This window comes from Streptomyces sp. NPDC014894 (assembly GCF_043080985.1).
GTDB lineage: Bacteria > Actinomycetota > Actinomycetes > Streptomycetales > Streptomycetaceae > Streptomyces.
Genome location: NZ_JBIBWD010000056.1, coordinates 1 through 1,626 on the forward strand (window position 1 = coordinate 1; position 1,626 = coordinate 1,626).

Consider the following 1,626-nt stretch of genomic DNA (forward strand, 5'->3'; position numbering starts at 1 on the left):
TGCGAACTCTTCGCGGAGGTTTTGGGGGTGCCGCGGGTGGGGGTTCATGACAGTTTCTTCGAGTTGGGTGGGCATTCGTTGTTGGCGACTCGTTTGATCAGTCGTATTGAGGGGGTGTTGGGTGTTCGGTATTCGGTGAGGGATTTGTTTGAGTGGCCTTCGGTTGCTGGTTTGGTGGGGCGTGGTGGTGGTGAGGGTGTTCGGCCGGGTGTGGTGCGGGTGGAGCGTCCTGGGGTGGTTCCGTTGTCGTTTGCTCAGCGGCGGTTGTGGTTTTTGAATCGGTTGGAGGGTTCGGGTTCGGGGGGTTCGGGTTCGGGGGGTACGTACAATATTCCGTTTGTGGTGCGGTTGTTGGGTGAGTTGGATTGTGTGGCTTTGGGGTTGGCGTTGGGTGATGTGGTGGGTCGGCATGAGAGTTTGCGGACGGTGTTTCCTGATGTGGGTGGGGTGCCGTGTCAGGTGGTGGTGGATGCGGGTGCGGTGGATGTGGGTTTGTCGGTGGTGGGGGTGGGTGTGGATGAGTTGGGGGTGGCTTTGGCGGAGGCTGCGGGTGTGGGGTTTGATCTTTCGGTTGATGTGCCGTTTCGGGTGCGGTTGTTCGGGGTGGGGGAGGGGGTTCATGTTCTGTCGGTGGTGATTCATCATATTGCGGCTGATGGTGAGTCGGTGGCTCCGTTCGTGGGTGATTTGGTGGAGGCGTATCGGGCTCGGTGTGGGGGTGGTGTTCCGGGGTGGTCGGAGTTGTCGGTGCAGTATGTGGATTATGCGTTGTGGCAGCGTGGGCTGTTGGGTGATGAGGGTGATGGGGGGAGTTTGGGTTCTGGGCAGTTGGAGTATTGGCGTGGTGCTTTGGAGGGGTTGCCGGAGGAGTTGGTGTTGCCGTTCGATCGTGTTCGTCCGGTGGTGGCGAGTCATCGGGGTGGGATGGTTGGTTTTGAGGTGGGTGGTGGGGTTCATCGGTTGTTGGTTGGTTTGGCTCGGGAGTGTGGTGCGAGTGTGTTCATGGTGTTGCAGGCGGGGTTTGCTTCGTTGTTGTCGCGGTTGGGTGCGGGGTCGGATATTCCGTTGGGGAGTCCGGTGGCGGGGCGTGGTGATGTGGCGTTGGAGGGGTTGGTGGGTTTCTTTGTGAATTCGTTGGTGTTGCGGGTGGATGTGTCGGGTGATCCGTCGTTCCGTGAGGTGGTGGGGCGGGCGCGTGAGGTTGATCTGGCGGGGTTCGGTCATCAGGATGTGCCGTTCGAGCGGTTGGTGGAGGTGTTGAATCCGGTTCGTTCGATGGCTCGGCATCCTTTGTTTCAGGTGTTGTTCACGGTGCAGGGTGATCCGCGTTTGGTGGTGGAGTTGCCGGGGTTGCGGGTGGAGGCGGAGGTTTCGGGGGGTGGGGTGGCGAAGTTTGATTTGTCGGTGGGGTTGGTGGAGCGGTTCGGTGAGGATGGTGGGCCGGCGGGGTTGGACGGTTATCTGGAGTTCGCGAGTGATGTGTTCGACCGGTCGACGGCCGAGGCTGTCGCGGCTCGGTATGTCCGGTTGCTGGAAGCCGTCGCCGCCGACCCCGATATACGGATCGGCCGGCTCGACGTCCTCCTGGAGGGCGAGCGCCGACAGCTGCTGACCGAGTGGAATCCG

Annotated in this window: 1 protein-coding gene; it reads left to right on the top strand. The window is 61.1% G+C overall.

All coding sequences use genetic code 11. The features are described from left to right. Positions 1–1,626, top strand: a 1,626-nt coding sequence (locus tag ACF089_RS35895; protein ID WP_392036434.1) for a condensation domain-containing protein, incomplete at both ends; no start/stop codon positions are given.